Origin of the sequence: Micromonospora sp. WMMD712, from assembly GCF_029581295.1 — a bacterium.
GTDB classification, from domain to species: Bacteria; Actinomycetota; Actinomycetes; order Mycobacteriales; family Micromonosporaceae; genus Micromonospora; species Micromonospora carbonacea.
This window is the reverse complement of the sequence record NZ_CP120743.1, coordinates 5,054,303-5,072,453: the sequence shown is the minus strand read 5'-3', so window position 1 is coordinate 5,072,453 and position 18,151 is coordinate 5,054,303. Positions and strand designations below refer to the sequence as shown.

Annotated in this window: 15 protein-coding genes; 12 read left to right on the top strand and 3 right to left on the bottom strand. The window is 77.5% G+C overall.

The window, feature by feature from the left end:
- Positions 1-42: 42 nt before the first annotated feature.
- Positions 43-4,005 carry a type VII secretion protein EccCa gene (eccCa, locus tag O7633_RS22105; protein WP_282323775.1) on the bottom strand — a complete coding sequence of 1,321 codons (3,963 nt, stop codon included), beginning with the start codon at positions 4,003-4,005 and terminating at the stop codon, positions 43-45.
- A gap of 202 nt (positions 4,006-4,207) precedes the next feature.
- Here eccCa and eccD point away from each other — a divergent pair, with 202 nt between their 5' ends.
- Positions 4,208-5,605 (top strand): type VII secretion integral membrane protein EccD, encoded by a 1,398-nt coding sequence (gene eccD, locus O7633_RS22100; RefSeq protein WP_282323774.1) that lies wholly within the window; start codon positions 4,208-4,210, stop codon positions 5,603-5,605.
- Positions 5,606-5,617: 12 nt separating this feature from the next.
- Here the strand turns inward: eccD and O7633_RS22095 are convergent, their stop codons facing one another.
- Positions 5,618-6,811, bottom strand: coding sequence for a type VII secretion protein EccE (locus tag O7633_RS22095; protein ID WP_282323773.1), 1,194 nt, complete (start codon positions 6,809-6,811; stop codon positions 5,618-5,620).
- A 221-nt stretch (positions 6,812-7,032) separates the two neighbouring features.
- Between O7633_RS22095 and eccB the strand changes: the two genes are divergently transcribed.
- From eccB to O7633_RS22065, 6 genes are all read left to right on the top strand, one after another.
- Positions 7,033-8,445, top strand: a complete 1,413-nt coding sequence (gene eccB, locus O7633_RS22090; protein WP_282323772.1) for a type VII secretion protein EccB — start codon at positions 7,033-7,035, stop codon at positions 8,443-8,445.
- A gap of 160 nt (positions 8,446-8,605) precedes the next feature.
- The gene (locus O7633_RS22085; RefSeq protein ID WP_278131325.1) at positions 8,606-8,974 is read left to right on the top strand and encodes a hypothetical protein; all 369 of its coding nucleotides are present in this window, start codon (positions 8,606-8,608) and stop codon (positions 8,972-8,974) included.
- Entirely contained in the window at positions 8,967-10,178 is a 1,212-nt protein-coding gene (locus O7633_RS22080; RefSeq protein ID WP_282323771.1) for a WXG100 family type VII secretion target, read from the top strand. Before O7633_RS22085 ends, O7633_RS22080 begins: the two co-directional genes overlap by 8 nt.
- A gap of 115 nt (positions 10,179-10,293) precedes the next feature.
- Positions 10,294-10,818 carry a PadR family transcriptional regulator gene (locus O7633_RS22075; protein ID WP_074475210.1) on the top strand — a complete coding sequence of 175 codons (525 nt, stop codon included), beginning with the start codon at positions 10,294-10,296 and terminating at the stop codon, positions 10,816-10,818.
- The gene (locus O7633_RS22070) at positions 10,815-11,609 is read left to right on the top strand and encodes an ABC transporter ATP-binding protein (protein WP_282323770.1); all 795 of its coding nucleotides are present in this window, start codon (positions 10,815-10,817) and stop codon (positions 11,607-11,609) included. The genes O7633_RS22075 and O7633_RS22070 overlap by 4 nt, the downstream gene beginning before the upstream one ends.
- Positions 11,606-13,912 carry an ABC transporter permease gene (locus tag O7633_RS22065; protein WP_282323769.1) on the top strand — a complete coding sequence of 769 codons (2,307 nt, stop codon included), beginning with the start codon at positions 11,606-11,608 and terminating at the stop codon, positions 13,910-13,912. The genes O7633_RS22070 and O7633_RS22065 overlap by 4 nt, the downstream gene beginning before the upstream one ends.
- Before the next feature lie 130 nt (positions 13,913-14,042).
- Here O7633_RS22065 and O7633_RS22060 read toward each other — a convergent pair whose 3' ends face one another.
- The gene (locus O7633_RS22060; RefSeq protein WP_282323768.1) at positions 14,043-14,654 is read right to left on the bottom strand and encodes a lipocalin family protein; all 612 of its coding nucleotides are present in this window, start codon (positions 14,652-14,654) and stop codon (positions 14,043-14,045) included.
- 259 nt (positions 14,655-14,913) lie between these two features.
- Between O7633_RS22060 and O7633_RS22055 the strand changes: the two genes are divergently transcribed.
- The 5 genes from O7633_RS22055 (at position 14,914) to O7633_RS22035 (ending at position 18,077) form a co-directional block, all read left to right on the top strand.
- Positions 14,914-15,327 (top strand): hypothetical protein, encoded by a 414-nt coding sequence (locus O7633_RS22055; protein WP_282323767.1) that lies wholly within the window; start codon positions 14,914-14,916, stop codon positions 15,325-15,327.
- A 238-nt stretch (positions 15,328-15,565) separates the two neighbouring features.
- Positions 15,566-16,384: a hypothetical protein gene (locus O7633_RS22050; protein WP_282323766.1), complete on the top strand. Its 819-nt coding sequence runs from the start codon at positions 15,566-15,568 to the stop codon at positions 16,382-16,384.
- 170 nt (positions 16,385-16,554) lie between these two features.
- Positions 16,555-16,887, top strand: a complete 333-nt coding sequence (locus O7633_RS22045) for a YkvA family protein (protein ID WP_282323765.1) — start codon at positions 16,555-16,557, stop codon at positions 16,885-16,887.
- A gap of 86 nt (positions 16,888-16,973) precedes the next feature.
- Positions 16,974-17,381 carry a TIGR03618 family F420-dependent PPOX class oxidoreductase gene (locus O7633_RS22040; protein ID WP_074475215.1) on the top strand — a complete coding sequence of 136 codons (408 nt, stop codon included), beginning with the start codon at positions 16,974-16,976 and terminating at the stop codon, positions 17,379-17,381.
- A gap of 72 nt (positions 17,382-17,453) precedes the next feature.
- Positions 17,454-18,077, top strand: coding sequence for a hemerythrin domain-containing protein (locus tag O7633_RS22035; RefSeq protein ID WP_282323764.1), 624 nt, complete (start codon positions 17,454-17,456; stop codon positions 18,075-18,077).
- Positions 18,078-18,151 lie beyond the last annotated feature (74 nt).

Sequence of the window (18,151 nt, the reverse complement as noted above, 5' to 3'; positions counted from 1 at the left end):
CGGGGCACCCGGCGTCCGTCCCCGGCCGTGCCGGACCGTGGCCTAGGCCGGTTCGGACCAGGCCGTCTGGACGAGTTGCTGGCCGTCGCGCCGCCGCACCAGCGTCCCCCGGCCGGGCGGCTGCGGGCTCGGGCGCAGCGTGCCGAAGACCGGCCCCTCCTCCCGCGCGCCGGACATCAGCAGGCCGGGCGAGTCCAGCTCGCGCAGGCGTTGCAGCACCGGCTCGTACAACGCCCGCGCCACGCCGCCGACCCGGCGGGCGACGATCAGGTGCAGGCCGATGTCGCGGGCCTGCGGCAGCAGCTCGTGCAGCGCGCTGAGCGGGTTGTTGCCGCCGGAGGCCACCAGGTCGTAGTCGTCGACCAGGAGGTAGAGGTCCGGCCCCTTCCACCAGCTCCGGTCGCGCAACTGGGCGGTGGTGACGTCCGGGCCGGGCAGCCGGTTGGACAGCGCGCTGCGGATCGACGCGAGGCCCTGGGCGAAGACCTGGTTGGACGGGGCGTAGTCGAGCAGGTGCTCGCCCTCGACCGCGCCGAGCAGGCCGCGCCGGTAGTCGGCGATGACCAGGCGGGCCTGCGCCGGGGTGTAGCGCTCGACGATCCCCCGGGCGATCACCCGCAGCAGGTTGGTCTTGCCGCACTCGGCGTCGCCGAACACGGTCAGGTGCGGCTCGCTGGCCAGGTCCAGGTAGACCGGCGCGAGCGTCGACTCGTCGACCCCGATCGGCAGGCCCGGCGCGGTGCGGTCGGCCACCCGGGCCAGCTCGGCCAGCGGCAGCCGGCGCGGCAGCAGCCGTACCTTCGGGGCGGGGGTGCCCGGCCACGCCCGCGCCACGTGCCCGGCCAGGGCGACCGACGCCTCGGTCAGGTCGTCGACGTCGCGGCGGCCGTCGATCCGCGACACCGCCGCCAGGAAGTGCAGCTTGTCGCGGGTCAGGCCGCGGCCGGGGGTCTTCTCCGGCACGTTCTGCGCGGCCCGCCGGTCGATCTCCGACTCGGCCGCGTCGCCGAGGCGCAGCTCCAGCTTCGTGCCGAGCAGGTCGCGCAGGTTGATCCGGATCTCCGCCCAGCGCACCGCCGTGATCACCACGTGGATGCCGAAGCCCAGCCCCCGGTTGGCCAGGTTGGTGATGGTCTGCTCCAGCTCCTCGTACTCCTGGCGCAGCGTGTTCCAGCCGTCCACCACGAGGAACACGTCGCCGAACGGGTCGTCGGCGAACTCGCCGGCCGCCCGCCGACGCCGGTACGCGGCCACCGAGTCGATGCCGTGCCGGGCGAACCGCTGCTCCCGCTCGTCGATGATCCCGACCACCTCGGCGACCGTGCGGCGGACCGCCTCGGTGTCCCGCCGACCGGCCACCCCCGCCGTGTGCGGCAGCCCCTCCAGGCTGCGCAGCGCCCCGCCGCCGAAGTCGAGGCAGAAGAACTGCGCCTCGCGCGGGGTGTGGGTGAGCGCCAGCGAGGCGAGCAGCGACCGCAGCAGGGTGCTCTTGCCGGACAGCGACGCGCCGACGATCACCACGTTGCCGCCCGCCCCGGCCAGCTCCACCATCATCGGGTCGCGGCGCTGCTCGTACGGGCGGTCGACCACCCCGACCGGGACGGTGAGCCGGCCCCGGCCCGCCCAGCCGACGGTGGTCAGCCCGTACGTCGGGTCGACGGCGAGCGGGCCGAGCAGGTCCGCAAGGCTCGGCGGCTCCGACAGCGGCGGCAGCCACACCTGGTGGGCGGGGCGGCCCTGGCCGGCGAGCCGCCCGGTCAGCACGTCGAGCATGGACACGGCCTTGCCCTCGGCCGGCTGCTCCGGCTCGGCCACCGGCTCCGCCGCCAGGTCCGGGGCGGGCGCCGGCACGAACTCCGTGCCGTACGGCACGATGCGGCGGCGCACCGACGCCTGCGCCGAGCGCGCCTGCTCGCCGGGGGCCCGGTACGGGCCGGACACGTACGCGGCGCGGAACCGCAGCATGGTCGCGGTGTCGGTCTTGAGGTAGCCGTGGCCGGGGGCGCTGGGCAGCTCGTAGGCGTCGGGCACGCCGAGCACGATCCGGCTCTCCACCGCCGAGAAGGTGCGCAGGCCGATCCGGTACGACAGGTGCGTGTCGAGGCCGCGCAGCTTGCCCTCCTCCAGCCGCTGGCTGGCGAGCAGCAGGTGCACGCCCAGCGACCGGCCCAGCCGGCCGATCATCACGAACAGGTCGATGAAGTCGGGCTTCGCGGCGAGCAGCTCGCTGAACTCGTCGCAGATGATGAGCAGGCTCGGCATCGGCTCCAGCGCCTCGCCGGCGGCCCGCGCCTTCTCGTACTCGTAGCGGGAGACGTAGTTGCCGGCGGCCCGCAGCACCTCCTGGCGGCGGTTCATCTCGCCGGCCAGGGCGTCACGCATCCGGTCGACCAGCGGCAGCTCGTCGGAGAGGTTGGTGATCACCGCGCTGGTGTGCGGCAGCGCGTCCAGGGAGGCGAACGTCGCGCCGCCCTTGAAGTCGACCAGGACGAAGTTCAGCTCCTCCGAGGAGTGGGTGACGGCGAGGGCGGCGACCACCGTACGCAGCAACTCGCTCTTGCCGGAGCCGGTCGCGCCGATGACCAGGCCGTGCGGGCCCATGCCCTCGTGGGCGGACTCCTTGAAGTCCAGCTCGACGACGGTGCCGTCGGGGCCGACGCCGAGGGGGATGCGCAGCCGGTCGCGGTGGCTGCGCGGCCGCCACGTCTGCCGCACGTCGACGGTGGCGGCGTCGCCGACGCCGAGCAGGTCCGGCAGCTCGGTGCTGCGGGCCAGCGGCTCCTCCGCGCCGGCCTGCTGCTGGGAGAGGCGGTAGGGGGCGAGCTGCCGGGCCAGCCCCTCGGCCGCGGCGGCGGTGAGCCGGTCGGGGCGGCCCAGCCGGGTGCTGGTCGCGCCCCGGACCAGGTCGACGGCGGTGCCGTCGCCGACGTCGAGGCAGAGCAGCCAGCGGCCGGCGTCGCGGGGCACGGCCCCGGAGAGGTCCACGACGGTGGTGCCGAGCAGGCTCGGGCCGGTGAGCTGGCAGGTGGCGGCGACCTCGCCGCCGTCGACGACCACCAGCAGGTGCGGCGCGGTGGTCAGCGGCTTGGCGTCGGGGCTGAACCGGGCCCGGCCGGCCAGCTCGTCGACGAGGGACTCCTCGGCCTCGGCGAGGGTGGCGAAGACGAGGCGGCGGGCCCCGGCGGCGTCGGTGCGGCCGGGGTGCTGGGCGTGCGGCAGCCACTTCACCCAGTCCCAGGCCGGCTGCCGGTCGTCGGCGGCGACCACGACGACGACCAGGTCGTCCGGGGCGTGGAAGGTGGCGAGCTGGCCGATCGTCGCCCGGGCCAGGTCGAGGACCGGTTCCCGCTCGCCGCGCAGCACCACCCGGGAGAACGCCCGCACCGACAGCGCGGTGGGCAGGTCCGGCACCGTGGAGTGGGCGCGGACGAACCGGCGCAGCGCGATCGCGCTCATCGGCTCCAGGTCCTCCACCGGCTTCGTCTCCGGCGGCACGATCTCCACCGCCAGCCGCTGCGGGCCGACCGCGATCCGCGCCTCGCCGAAGTCGTCCTCGGTGACCCGGCGTTCCCACAGCCGGCGGGACGCGGCGATCGACCAGAGCGCGTCGGGCTCCGGGTGCCGCCACGTCATCGCGGCCCGCTGCTGCTCGGCCGCGCGCCGGGTGCGCTTGCGCATCTGGGCCAGGTAGCGCATGTAGTCGCGGCGCTCGGCGTTCAGCTCGGCCTTGTCGTTGCCGCCGTTGCTCAGCGAGCCGATCGCCATGCCGAGCATGGAGACCCCGAAGAGCCCACCCGCGACGTACGTCATCATGCCGCCGCCCCGGCCGGCGTAGAGGAACGCCATCGCGCCGACGCCGCAGACCATCGGCAGGATCATCAGCAGCTGGCCCATGCCCCGGGGGGTCGGCTCGGGCAGCTCCGGCGGGGACTCCAGCAGCACCTCGCCGCGCGGCAGGGCGGGGCCCGGTTGACGCGGAAGCCGACGGAACACGACGGTGCTCACGGCGTTCTCCTCCCCCAGAAGCGGCCCGGACGCCGGCCGGCGCGGCGTGACGTGCGGCCGGGGTGGCGCGACGACCGGGCGCGGGCCGTCGGGTGGGCATCGTACGTGGGGGTCATCGTAGGTAATCTCCCGTGGGCGTCGGGGACCCGCTTCGGTGGCGGCCCGGGCCGGGTGGAGCGCAGGCGAACGCGAGGAGGCCACAGTGGCGACGAGGACGGCGACCGGCGGCCTGAGCCGGGTCACCATCGTGGCGCCCCGGACCAGGATGGACCTCGCGCTCCCCGCCGACGTGCCGCTGGCGGACCTGCTGCCGACCCTGCTGCGGTACGCCGGCGAGGACCTCGCCGACGAGGGGGTGCGGCACGGCGGCTGGAGCCTGACCCGGCTCGGCGGGCAGCCCCTCGACGGTGGGCGTACGGCCGCGCAGCTCGGCGTCCGCGACGGCGAGGTGCTCTACTTCAACCCCCGCGCGGCGGCGGCCCCGGAGATCGTCTTCGACGACGTGGTGGACGCCGTGGCGACCGCGACGAACCAGCGCCCGGGAAGCTGGCAGGTGAGCACGAGCCGGGCGTTCGCGGTGCTGTTCGCGGCGGCGGCGCTGTCGGCCGGCGCGCTGACGGCGCTGTTCGCGGGCCCGCCGCAGCTGCCCGGGGCGATCGCCGCCCTGCTGGTGGCGGTCGCCCTGCTGGTCGGCGCGGCCGTGCTGTCCCGGGCGGCCGGCGACAGCCGCACCGGCGCGGTGCTGGCCCTGGTCGGCCTCGGGTACGCCGCCGTCGGCGGCCTGCTGGTGCTGGCCGGCGACCGGGGCCTGGGCGAACTGGCCGCCCCGCACGTGCTGCTCGCCGCGACCGCCGTGGTGGTGTTCGGCGCGGTCGCCGCGCTGGCCGTCGGCGACCGGCTGCCGCTGTTCTTCGCCGCGGTCGCCGTCGGCGGGGCGGTCGGCTTCGGCGCGGTGGTGGGCCTGGCGTTCTCGGTGGGCGCGCCGGCCGCCGCCGCGGTGGTCGCCACGGTCGCGTTCGCCACCCTGCCGGCCCTGCCGATGGCGGCGTACCGGCTGGCCCGGCTGCCCGTGCCGTCCATCCCGACCGGCCCGGACGACCTGAAGACCGACACCGAGACCGTTGACGGCCGCAGCGTGCTGCGGCGCAGCGAACGGGCCGACGAGTTCCTCACCGGCCTGCTGTGGACGGTCGCCCTGCTGGTGCTGGGCGGGGAGGTCGTGCTCGCCCTCGACGGCCGGCTGCCGGCGGTGCTGCTCTGCCTGGTGCTGGCCCTGCTGTCGCTGCTGCGCGCCCGGCCGTTCCTCGGTCGCGCCCAGCGCGTGCCGGTGCTGCTGGCCGGCGGCCTCGGGCTGGGCCTCACGGCGGCGGCCACCTTCGCCGCGGGCGGCGCGGCCGTCCGGCTCGGCGTGGTCCTCGGCGGGCTGGTGGTGGCGGCCGTGGTCAGCCTGGTCTACGGGCTGACCGTGGCGGGCAAGCGGATCTCGCCGGTGTGGGGGCGGCTGCTGGACATCGTCGAGGTGCTGCTCATCATCTCGCTGGTGCCCCTGGCGGTCTGGGTCTGCGGCCTCTACGGCTGGATCGTCAACCTCCGCCCCTGACCCCGTCGCGGCTCAGTCGGGGCGGTGGTCGAGGACGCGGCGGGCCGTCGGGGCGGTGGCCCAGGCGGCGGGGCCGTGCTCGCCGTCCAGCGGCCGGGCCGGGGCGCCCGCCCGGCGGGCGACGTCCCGGACCACCTCGACCAGCGCCTCGACGTGGTCGGCCGGGGCGGCGACGCGCAGCAGCGGCGGGCCGGGCCGGTCGCCGGGGCGGACCACCGCCGCGAAGGTGTGTGACGGGGCGGCGGTGGCGGTGACGGCGTCCACCAGGGGCCCCCAGGTGGCGCCGGCGCGGGGGCGCAGGGCCAGGCAGCGCTGGGTCCAGCCGCCGCCGCGCAGCCCGGTCCAGGTCTCCGCCTGCGGCTCGGGCGTCAGGTCCAGCCCGGCCGCCGAGAGCAGCGCGGCGCGCAGCTCGTCCCGGCCCAGGACCCGGTGGCCCAGGCCGGCGGCGTGCAGCGCCTTGCCGAGCCGGCCGACCGCCGCCGCGACGGTGCGGTGCACGCCGAGCGTCCCGCCGCCCCGGGTCACCGCCTCGGTGCGGGCGTCGCGCACCGCCAGCCGCAGGGCCACCCAGACGGTGCGGTGGGCGGCCGGGGGCGCGCCCGGGGCCGGGTACCAGACGAGGGTGTGCGAGACGACCTGGGCCAGCGACACCGGCGCGGTGAAGTCGGCGAGCACGGCCAGGGCCCGGTCCACCGTCGCCGCGTCGACCGAGCCGGCGGGCGCTCCGGGGGGCGGGTCCAGCGCCACGGCGGCGAACCAGCCCCGGACGTCCTGGCCGACGCCGAGGCGGGTGCCGCGCTCGGTCAGCTCGACCATGGTCAGCTCGGGGGCGACGACGGCCAGCCGGGTGTCGCCCGGGTCGCCGCCGGCCGCCGCCCGCGCCTCCTCCCGGCGCAGCCGCAGCCGGCGGCGCAGCAGCAGGTCCTCGTACCACCAGCGGCCGCCCCGGCGGGCGAAGGCGGCGGCGACGGCCGCCACCGCGACGACCCCGACGACGGCGGCCAGCCACGTGGGTCCGCCGAGCGCGGCGTAGCCGGCCACGGCGGCCAGCTCCGCCACGACGAGCTGGCCGACGACGACCGGGCCGAGCCGGCCCCGGCTGCGCCGGTCGGCGGGGACCACCGCGCGGTCGGGCGGCGCGGGCCGGGCGGGCGGATCGGCCGGGCCGGCGGCCGGGCGACCGGGTGGCGCCTGCACCTGCGTCATCGGCGGCGTCCCTTCTCGACAGCGGGTCTGCTGGCAGCCGGCGCGGGCGGTGGCTCCCGTCCCGGACGGGCGGTGAGGCCGTCCCCGGGCGGTGGCCCCGGTGACCGGCCGGCGGCCCCTTATCGTAGGGAAGCCCGTGGCGACGCTCGGACCTGATCGCCACGGCCCACCCCGTCGTCGGGCTCGATCGTCGCGGCCCGACCCGCCGCCGGAGGTAGCCCATGCGGACCCGCCGCGACCAGGTGCAGGCGTACCGCTTCGTCACCCGCCGGATCGTCTCCGCGCTGCTCTCCGGCGACCCCGAGACGACGAACCTGCCGATGCGGCGGCTCGGGCTGGCGGTGGTCGGCAGCGTGGTCGCCGCGGCGGTGGTGCTCGGCGGCGTCGGCGCGTACGGCCAGCTCACCGGCAACGCCGCGCCGCTGGAGGCGAACACGCTGGTGATCGAGCGGGAGACCGGGGCGACGTACGTCTACGTGGACGGCCTGCTGCACCCGACCCTGAACTACGCCTCGGCCCGGCTCGTCCTCGACGCGGCGGACCCGACGGTGCGGACCATGTCGCGGGCGTCCATCGCGGACCGGCCGCGCGGGCGCACCATCGGGATCGTCGGCGCGCCGGACGCGCTGCCCGACCGGAAGGCGCTGGTCGGTCTGCCCTGGTCGGTCTGCGACGTGCCGGACCCGGCCGCCCCCGACCGGTCGACCACCCACCTGGTGATCGACCGGCCGCTCGCCGGAGGCACGCCGCTGGGCGACCGCGCGGTGCTGGCCACCGTGGACGACCGGCGCTACCTGCTCACCGGCGACGCCCGGCTGCGGATCGCCGGCGGGGACCCGGCGACCGCCGCGCTGCGGATGGCCGGGGCCACCACGCTCACGGTCGGCGAGCAGCTGCTCAACGCCGTGCCGGCGGGGCCGGTGCTGCGCGAGCCGGAGCTGCCCGGCGACGGCGAGACCAGCCGGCAGGCCGTGGGCGACGGGCCGGCCCGGGTCGGCGACGTGTTCCGGGCCGCCGGCCAGCACTACGTGCTGACCCGGGAGGGGCTGGCGTCGATCGGCGAGGTCAGCGCCCTGCTGCTGTTGCGAGACGGCGGCCGGATCACCGACATCACCCCGGACGAGGCCGGCCGGCTGCTGACCCGGCAGCGGGTGGAGGCGGAGGGCACGCCGCGCGCCCTGCCGGCGCTGCACCCGGTGCAGGCGGGCCGGACGGTGCTCTGCGCCACCTACCGCCGGTCGGCGGCCGACGCGCCGCCCACCACCACGCTGGAGGTCTTCGACCGGGTGCCGACCGAGCTGACCGGCCCGGCCGGGACCCCGGTCCGGCAGGGGGCCGGCGACGCGGTCCGCACCGCCGAGCAGGTGCTGCTGCCGGGCGGCCGGGGCGTGCTCGTCCAGGCCGCGCCGGGTGCCGGGGAGGGCGGCGCGGGCGCGCCGGGCTCGACGGTCTACCTGGTCACCGCCCAGGGGGTACGTCACCCGCTGGGCACCCGGTCGGGCGACGCGCTGACCGCCCTCGGCTACGGCGGGGTGCAGCCGCTGGCGGTGCCCGCGTCGCTGCTGGCCCTCATCCCGACGGGTCCCGCCCTGGAACGCCAGGACGCGCTGGCCTACTTCGCCCCGGGCACGTAGCCGCCGCCGGCGGGCGCGTAGCCGCTGCTGGCGGGCACGGCGACGCTGCCGCCCGGGCGCGCAGGGGCTGCCGTGGGGCGTCGTCACGGGTCGCCCGGTCTGGTCGCCGTCCACTAACCTGATCCTCGCCAACGGTTATCGACGACGTACGGGGAATGCCATGACCGGGCGCACGACAGTCGACGTACTGTCCCTGGAGGACTTCCAGCGACGGTTGGCCGCGCGGCTCAGCGAGGCCGAGGCCGTGCTCAGGAAGCTGACCACCGAGTTGCAGTGCCGGCCGCCGGATCTGGGCACGTTCGCCGACGCGACCAGCAACGCCCGCCGCTACTCGGCCCTCCAGACGAGCTACGCGCAGCGGGTCGAGCGGCTGCGCGACGCGGTGCGGGCGGCGCAGAGCGCGACCGGCACGATCCTGACCAACTACCGGACCACGGAGGCGCGCAACGCGGCCAACGCCGCCGACATCGCCGCCGCGCTCACCGGGGTCGACGACGCGCTGAACGGGAGGGACGACCCTCGTGTCTGAGTACACCGCGCGCTACGAGGACGTCAGCCACCAGCGGCTCTACGACGCGGTGCGGGCCGGCGACCCCGAGCAGATCGACGGCCTCGCCAGCAGCTGGAGCTCCATGAAGGGCACCCTCGACGACCTCGCCCGCGACCTGCGGGCCGACCTGGCGAAACTGGCCAACGGCTGGACGGGCGACGCCGGCCGGGAATTCCAGCGGCGGGTGTCGCTGATCGTCGACTACTCGACGTCCCTCTCCGAGGGGATGGCCGACGTGCGCCAGGGGCTGACGCTGATGGCCACCGACCTGCGGGCCGCGCAGAAGGAGGCGGAGAGCCCGGCCGAGACCGACGACCACGACAAGACGGTCTCCGGGGCGATCACGGGCGGCCTCACCGGGGGCCTGCCGGGCGCGATCGTCGGCGGCTTCCTGGGGCACGAGCAGGACAAGGCCGAGCAGGAGAAGGCGCACCGGCGGATGGTCCAGGTGGTCGCCGAGCTGGCGGCCGGCTACGACCTGTCGGCGTACGGCCGGCTGGTCGATCCGCCGCCGCCGGACGGCGACCTGCCGTACGACCCGAGCACCAGCACGTCGACGCCGTCGGCCGGACCCGGGGCCCACGCCCCGCGGAGCGCGCCGGGCGGCGGCTTCGGCACCCCGACCACGGGCCAGGCATGGCTGGACGCCCCGGGCGGCCTGTCGGACGGGCCGGACACGCAGCAGCCGGGCGGGGGCCACGGCGGCTCGGTGTCGCCGGGCGGCACGGCCGGGGCCGGCGACACCGGCCTCGACACGGGCACGTCCCTCGCCGGCGCCGTGCCGCTCGACGGCGGCCTGCCGGCCGGCCCGGTGGGCGCGGCGGGCGGCGTGACGGCCGCCGCCTCGGCCGGGGCCGGGGCGGGGCTGCTCTTCGGCGCGCCCGCCGGGGCGTCGGTCGGCGTGCTCGGCGGCGGCACCGGCTCCCTGGCCGGGTCGGCCCGCACCGGCGCGACGGTGGCGGCCCGGCCGGCGGGTGGCCTGGCGGGGGCGGAACACCGGGCCGCCACGGGCGTGGGCCGGGCGGGCGCGAACGGCACCGGCGGCGGGCGCACGGGCGTGCTGGGCGGGCGCGGGCGGGCCGACGACGACGAGTCCGACGAGCGGCTGACCTGGCTGACGGAGGACGACATGGTCTGGCGGGACGGCGACCCGGGGGTCCCGCCGGTGCTCGACGCCGGCTGACGCTTCCGCCGCGCACGGCTGCCGCTCACGGCTGCGGGGCCCTCTCCGACGGGGAGGGCCCCTTTTCCGACCTGCCTATCCACCCCGTGTATACGTGGTGTGTATAGTCGCGGCCATGTCGATCGGTCAGACCTTCCTCGGGCTCCTGGAGTCCACCCCCCGCCACGGCTACGACCTGAAACGCGCCTACGACGAGCGCTTCGGCCAGGCCCGCCCGGTGCACTTCGGCCAGGTCTACGCCACCCTGTCCCGGCTGCTGCGCAACGGCCTCGTCGAGGTGGACTCGGTCGAGGCCGGCGAGGGCCCCGACCGCAAGCGGTACGCGATCACCGAGGCCGGGGTCACCGACGTGCGGCGCTGGCTGTCCCAGCCGGAGAAGCCCGAGCCGTACCTGCACAGCGTCCTCTACACCAAGGTGGTGCTGGCGCTGCTCACCGGCCGCTCCGCCGCCGACCTGCTCGACACGCAGCGCGCCGAGCACCTGCGGCTGATGCGCGAGCTGACCCGGCGGCGCGACTCCGGCGACCTGGCCGAGCGGCTCATCTGCGACCACGCCCTGTTCCACCTGGAGGCCGACCTGCGCTGGCTGGAGCTGACGGCGGCCCGGCTGGACGAGCTGGCCGAGGCGGTGCGGCGATGACGGGCCCGCGCGTGGACGGCAGTGCGGCGATGACGGGCCCGCGCGGCGGGGCGGCGACGACGGGCCCGCGCGCCGACGGCGGGGCGACGGCGGCGGCCGACCGGGGGACCCCGGGGGAGGCGCTGCTCGTCGCCGAGGACCTGCACCGGGCCTTCGGCCCCACCCCGGCGCTGGCCGGGGCGTCGCTGACCGTCCGGGCCGGCGAGGTGCTGGCGGTGCTGGGCCCGTCCGGCTCCGGCAAGTCGACCCTGCTGCACTGCCTCGCCGGCATCGTCCGCCCCGACTCGGGGCGGGTGCGCTACCGGGGCGCGGACCTGACCACCCTGTCGGACCGGGAGCTCAGCGCGCTGCGGCGGGGGCAGTTCGGCTTCGTGTTCCAGTTCGGGCAGCTCGTGCCCGAGTTGACCTGCCTGGAGAACGTCGCCCTGCCGCTGCGGCTGGAGCGGGTCGGCCGGCGGGAGGCGGAGCGGCGCGCCGCCGAGTGGCTCGACCGGCTGGAGGTCACCGACGTGGCCGGCAAGCGCCCCGGCGAGGTGTCCGGTGGGCAGGGCCAGCGGGTCGCCGTGGCCCGGGCGCTGGTCACCGGCCCCCGGGTCATCTTCGCCGACGAGCCGACCGGCGCGCTCGACTCGCTGCACGGCGAGCGGGTGATGCGGCTGCTGACCGGGGCGGCCCGGGACACGGGTGCCGCAGTGGTCCTGGTGACCCACGAGGCGCGGGTCGCCGCGTACTCGGATCGGGAGGTCGTGGTGCGGGACGGCCGCACCCGCAGCCTGGAGGCGGCGGCGTGACCGGGGTCCAACCGTCGGGCCGGCGCGGCCGGGTCCTGGCCGACCTGTGGCTGGGCGCCCGGATGGCCGTCACCGGCGGCCGGGACGGGTGGACGCGGGCGGCGCTTACCGCCCTCGGCGTCGGCATCGGGGTGGCCATGCTGCTGTTGGCCGCCGCCGTGCCGGGCGCGCTCGACGCCCGGACGGTCCGCACCGAGGCCCGCAACGACACCGGGTGGCGACCCGAGCAGGCCGCGGCCGCCAACACGGTGCTGCTGGCGTTCGCCGACACCGAGTTCCGGGACCATCCGGTGCGCGGCCGGATCGTGCGCGCCGAGGGGCCGGCCGCGCCGGTCCCGCCGGGGTTGACCCGGCTGCCCGGGGCCGGCGAGGTGGTCGTCTCCCCGGCGCTGCGGGACCTGCTCGACTCGCCCGACGGCCCGCTGTTCGCGCCCCGGCTCCGCGGCGCGCAGGTCACCGGCACGATCGGCGCGCAGGGCCTCTCCGGCCCGGGTGAGCTGGCCTTCTATCTCGGCAGCGCGGACCTGACCGACCAGGGGGCCGTGCGGCGCGACAGCTTCGGCGGCGGGGAGCCCGGCGAGGAGTTCTCGCCCGTGCTGATGGTCCTCGTCGTGGTCGTCGTCGTGGTGCTGCTGCTGCCGATCGTCGTCTTCGTCGGCGCGGCGGTCCGCTTCGGCGGGGACCGCCGGGACCGCCGGCTCGCCGCCCTGCGCCTGCTCGGCGCGGACACCGCGATGATCCGGCGGATCGCCGCGGGAGAGGCGGCGGCCGGCGCGGTGTTCGGCCTCGCCGTCGGCGGCGTCCTGTTCGCCGCCGGCCGCCAGCTCGCCCCGCTGGTCACCCTCCGCGACATCAGCGTGTACGCGGCGGACCTGCGCCCCGCCCCGGCCCTGGTGGCGGCGGTCGCGGTCGCGGTGCCGGTGCTCGCCGTGCTGGTGGCGCTCGTCGCGCTGCGCCGGGTCGTCGTCGAGCCCCTCGGGGTGAGCCGCCAGGGCGCGACCGTGCGTCGCCGCCTGTGGTGGCGGCTGCTGCTGCCGGCCGCCGGGCTGGCCCTGCTCTACCCGCTGACCGGCGTCGGCGAGGGCGGCACCGGCTCCGCCGACTACCAGGTGGCGGCCGGGGCGGTGCTGCTGCTGGTCGGCACGGTCACCCTGCTGCCCTGGCTGATCGACCTCGCCGTACGCCGGCTGCGCGGCGGCCCGGTCCCGTGGCAGCTCGCGGTACGCCGGCTGCAACTGGACAGCGCCACCTCCGCGCGTCTGGTCAGCGGCGTGGCGGTGGCGGTGGCGGGCAGCATCGGCCTCCAGATGCTCGTCGCCGGGGTGGAGGCGCGGTTCACCACCCGCACCGGCCAGGACACCTCCCGGGCGCAGGTGTTCGTCAACCTCGCCGAGCTGCCCGACCCCGGCGCGGCGCTGGCCCGGCTGGCCGCCGTCCCCGGCGTGGTGCGCAGCGCGGGCACGTCGGGCACCTTCGCGCTCGGCAGGGGCGCGGCCGACCGCACCGCCGAGGTACGCATCGGCGACTGCGCCACCCTGGCCGAGTACGCGCGGCTCGGCTCCTGCGCCGACGGTGACGTCTTCCTCGTCCAGCCGCCGGCCGGCGAACCGCAGCTCGTCGGCTTCGGCCCCGGCGACCGGGTGACCGTGGGCCCGCAGAACACCGCCTGGACCCTGCCGCGGCGACTGCCCACCGTGCCGGCGATCCCGGACCCCGTCGGCTGGACCGGCACGGGCCTGCTGGTCACCCCCGGCGCGGCCGACGCCGGCTGGACGGGGCTGCGCGCGCAGGCGCTGATCAGCCTCGACCCGGCCGACCCCGACGCGCTGGAGCGGGTCCGCAACACCGCCGCCGAGGTGGACCTGCGCGCCCAGGTCCTCGCGCTGGAGGACGAACGCCAGGCCACGCAGTTCGTCAACGTCAAGCGGGGCCTCGTCGCCGGCGTCGCGGTGACCCTGCTGCTGCTCGGCGCGAGCATGCTCGTCGGCGTGCTGGAGCAGTTGCGGGAGCGCCGCCGCCTGCTGGCGATGCTGACCGCCGTCGGCACCCCGCGCCGCACGCTGGGGCTGTCGGTGCTGTGGCAGGCGGCCGTGCCGGTGCTCGTCGGGCTCGGCCTCGCCGTCGCCTTCGGCCTGGGCCTCGGTGCGGTGCTGCTGCGCATGGTCGGCGCGCCGGTCTCGGTGAGCTGGCCGGTGGTCGGCCTCGGCGCGGCCCTCGGCGGCGGCGTGGTGCTGCTGGTCACCGGCGCGAGCCTGCCCGTGCTGTGGCGGCTGACCCGGCCGGAGGGCCTGCGGACCGAGTGACACCGGCCGGGAGCCGGCGGGCACTGTGCCGGTCGCTCCCCGCGCCGGCCGACGCGCGCCCGCCCGGGGCGGGCAGCCGGCCCGTCGAGTCCCGACCTGCGGGCCGGGCGTCGACGGGCCGGCCGGGCGGTCAGCAGAAGCCGCCGGCGTCGGCCCCGCCGTCCTGCCGGGTGGTGCGGAAGTCGCAGAGGTCGTAGCCGTTGGCGGTCAGCACCGCCTTCGCCTCGGCCAGGTCGGCCCCGCCCAGCGCCGGCCCGCGCGACAGCACGAAGCCCGTGCGGCGCTCCGGGTCGCCGACGACGGCCCAGCCGTAGTCGGTGTCGAGGCCCATGACCACGTAGTTCGGCCCGCCGAAGTAGAGCCAGCGCCCGCCGACCTCCAGGAACGAGACGGTCAGGACCGAGTTGGCCAGCGGGTTCTCGCTGCGGGCCCGGCCGGTGACCGCGCTGGTGGTGCCGAGGATCGTCCGGCAGGTGTTGCGCACCCCGACGGTGCCGTCGGGCTGGACGTCGTACCGGGCCTGCACGTTCTTGAAGCACTGGAGCTCGAAGATCGCCGGGATCGCGGCGATCTGGTACCAGTCCCCGGCGTAGCGCTGGAGGTCGACCGCAGCCACCGGGGTCACCGCTGCGGTGTCCACCGAGGGCGCGGCGCTCGCGGGCGCGCCGGTGGCCGCCACCGTCGCGGCCACGAGCAGGGCGGTGGCGGCGACAACGTGCGCCACCTGTCGACGTACTCCCATGGGGTCTCCTCCGGTCTTGCGCTCCACCGTGGGGTGCGGCACCCCACGGGCGACGGCGGGGCCGCGCTGCCCGTCAGGTGCCCGGGGGCGCCGCCGGGAAACTGTCGGCCTTCTCATGGCCGTCGATGCATCCGGCGGCGGCGCGACCGTCGTATCCCGACGGGACGGGTCTGTCCACTGCGCCGGGTCGTGGCCCGGGTCACCAGCCGGGGCGGCCGGCGAGGCTGCGGACGGGCCGCAACGGCGATAGGTTGGTGTCGTGCAGTCCGTAGCGTTCGCCAGGCCGTCCCTGCCGGCGACGCTGCGCGGGTCGCGCCGCTCGTGGCGCTCGACGCTGCGCCGCATCGGGGAGTTGGGTCGCCTCGCGCTGACCACCCTGGTCCTCGCCGTCGGCCTCGGCGGGGTCGCCGCCCTGGGGCCCGGCGCTCCCGCCGTGGCGGCCGCACCGGCCCACCCCGTCGTGGTGGCCAGCCGGGTCGACTCGCTGGGCCCCGACGCGCCGGCCGGGCCGCGCGCCGATTCGGCCGCCCCGCAGGCCCGCCCGGTCGTCGGCGACGCGCGGCGGCCGGTCCCCGCCCCGGCGGGCGGGCCCGTGACGGCCGCCCCGGCCGACCGGCCCGCCGTCGACCCGACCGGCGGCGGCGTCGTCCGGCGCGGGCCGCCCCGGCACTGACCCGGGCCGCCACCAGCCGCCGATCCGGTCCGCCCCGGCGTCGTAGCGCCGCACCGGCACCGCACCGGCCCGCCGCGAGCCCACCGCCGGCCGCGCCCCGCGCCGCCGACGACCCCGCCCGCCGTCCCGCCCCGGTGACGACCGCGGCGGCGACCGTCCGGCACCGGTCGACGCGCGGCCCCGCCCGCACCGCGGGCCCCAACCGTCAGTCCACTTCGTCCCCTCCGAGGTGCCCCTCATGCAGACCGCGTTCTCCTCCGTCCTGCTCGACGTGCCCCGGGCCGCCGCGATCTGGCTGGCCCTGCTCGTCCTCGCCGTCGTCGCCGTGGCGGGCCTGGTCGCCCGGCCCGACCTGTTCCGCTCCGTGATCGGCGGGCGGATCCGCGAGGCCGCCATGCCCAGCCTCCTGGAGGAGGCCGCCGAGGAACGCGCCCACCGCCGGTACGCCGACGAGGTGGCGACCGCGGCGGAACGGGCCGCGGCGACCGCCGGCCGGATGCGGGCCGAGTGGCTGTCCGCCCAGGACGAGGCCGAGGCCGCGTGGCAGGCGTACGAGGCGGCGGAGGACGACGTCCGCCGGCTGTCCGCCGCCACGGCCCTGCCCCGCCCGCACACCGGGCGCACCCCCGCCGAGTACGCCGACCGCGAGCGCTACCTGCACCGGGCCGCGCTGGCCGCGTACTGGCGTCGGGAGCTGTCGGAGGAGCAGCTCAGCGACGTGTTCGCGCACCGCAACGGGTGGGACCCCCGGCTGCACCCGGTCGACCAGGAGCTGGTGCTGCGCCGGGCCGTGCGCGACCACCTGCGCGCCCGGCAGGAGGCCGCCCGGGAGCGGGAGCAGGCCGCCTGGCGGGCCGCCGAGCAGGCCGCCGTCGCCGCGCGCAGCCTGCGGGACGAGGCGCTCGCCGCGACCGTGCCCGCCCCGCAGGAGCAGGCGTCGCTGCTGCCCGGGGTCGCCGACGAGCCGTCGCCGGCCGCCGAGCAGACCCGGGAGATGCCGGTGGTCGCCCGGCAGAAGCCGACAGTGGCGCGGGGCCGGGCCGCCGTCCCGGCCTGAGCCGCCCCGGGCGAGCCGCCTCCGCCGGCGCCGCCTCCGGCAGCGCGGCCCCGGCGGCCGGCGCGCCGCCCCGGCCGCCGCAGTGGCCGCCGCGGTGAGAAGGGGACCCTTCTCGACCGGAGGCGTTAACAGGGGGCCCTTCCTTACCCGGCGTCGGCTAGCGTGGGCGCATGACGGAGCGCACCTGGCTGCTGGTCGTCGTCGGCCTCTTCGCGGCGGCGACGCTCGTCGGGGCCGTCGTGCTCGCCGTACGGGTGGTCCGCACCCGCAAGCTGCTCGGCACGCTGGGCGTCGGCGGCAAGGTCGCCTTCTGGGGCGCGCTGGCCTACACGGTCTTCCCGATCGACGTGCTCCCCGACCCGATCTACCTCGACGACATCGGGGTGCTCGCCGCCGCCCTGCTCTACCTGGGCCGACTGGTCCGGCAGCACCGTGCCGCCCAGCGGCAGCTCCCCGGCCAACCCGGGCCGCAGGAGGGCAGGACCCGCCGCCCGGTCGGCTGAACCCGTGCCATGATCGGGGCCGGGCCCCGGGTGCGGGGACCGCACAGGGCCCGCGCGGGGCGGCCGGATCGGACGGGGGCGGGACAATGCCGGGCGACCATCGGTTGGGCATCGACGACGAACGGGTCCTCGCGTTCTGCCGGGAACGGCACCTGGCCACCCTGACGACGCTGCGCGCGGACGGCACCCCGCACGTCGTACCGGTCGGGATGACCCTCGACCCGGCGGCCGGGCTCGCCCGGGTGATCACGTCGGGCACGTCGGCCAAGGCCCGGCACGTCGCGGCGGCCGGCGCGGCGGGCGCCCCGGTGGCGGTCTGCCACGTCGACGGGAGACGCTGGCTGACCGTGGAGGGCCGGGCGGTGCTGCGGGCCGACCCGGCGTCGGTCGCCGAGGCCGAGCGCCGCTACGCCGAGCGCTACCGCGTCCCGCGCCCCAACCCGCAGCGGGTCGTCATCGAGATCGCCGTGACCCGGGTGCTGGGCGGTCTCTGACCGGTTCGGACGGTCCGCTCGGGGTACCAGCCTCAGCACCGACCGATCCCGCAACCGGTAAGGGGCACCGACATGACCGACGCAAATGGCACGACCGGCCAGCCGCAGGGCGTGGCCGACCAGGACGTCGTGGACGTGCTGGTCGCCGACCACCGCGAGGTGGAGGCGATCTTCGTGGAGTTGGAGGGCCGGCAGGGCACCCCGGAGCACCGCCGGCAGCTCGCCGACGTGGTGATCGCCGAGTTGGTCCGCCACTCGGTCGCCGAGGAGCAGTACGTCTACCCGGCGGCCCGCCGCGCGCTGCCCGACGGCGACCAGCTCGCCGAGCACGAGATCGCCGAGCACGCCGAGGCCGAGCGGACCATGAAGGAGCTGGAGTCGGTCGACCCGTCGGAGGCCCGCTTCGAGCCGCTGTTGGCCCACCTGACCAAGGCGATCCGCCACCACGTGCAGGAGGAGGAGTCCGACCTGTTCCCCCGACTGCGCGCCGCGATGGCCCGGGAGGAACTGGTGGAGCTGGCCGGCAAGGTGCAGGCCGCCAAGCGCACGGCCCCGACCCGGCCGCACCCGGGCGCGCCGGACCACCCGCCGGCGAACCGGCTGCTCGCCCCCGGCACCGGCCTGGTGGACCGGCTCCGGGACGCCCTCAGCGGCCGCCCCACCTCCATGGAGGAGCTGCGCGACAGGCAGCTCTGACGACGCTCCGCGCTGCCGCCGGCCGGGTCGTCCCCCGGGCGACCCGTCCGACGGCGAAGGCTGTCGTCTTCAAT